The organism is Rhizobium ecuadorense, assembly GCF_001187535.1.
Classification (GTDB): domain Bacteria; phylum Pseudomonadota; class Alphaproteobacteria; order Rhizobiales; family Rhizobiaceae; genus Rhizobium; species Rhizobium ecuadorense.
On record NZ_LFIO01000452.1, the window covers coordinates 1 to 253 of the forward strand.

Consider the following 253-nt stretch of genomic DNA (forward strand, 5'->3'; position numbering starts at 1 on the left):
GCCCTACGCCGCCGAGCGCAAACAGTTCGGCAAGCCGATCGGCGCCAATCAGGGCGTGTCGTTCAAGCTCGCCGATATGATAACCGAGATCGACGCGGCCGACTGGCTGACGCTCGCCGCCGCCTGGCGGCTCGATGCCGGGCTCTCCGCAGACCGGCAGATCGCCTCGGCCAAGCTTTACTCCTCCGAAATGTTGGCCCGCGTCACCGATGAGGCGATCCAGATCTTCGGCGGCATGGGCCTGATGGACGAC

1 protein-coding gene is annotated in these 253 nt (G+C 66.0%); it reads left to right on the forward strand.

What is annotated here, in order from left to right; genetic code table 11:
• A partial coding sequence (locus AF337_RS11120) for an acyl-CoA dehydrogenase family protein (protein ID WP_280138841.1) occupies positions 1-253 on the forward strand: 253 nt, incomplete at both ends.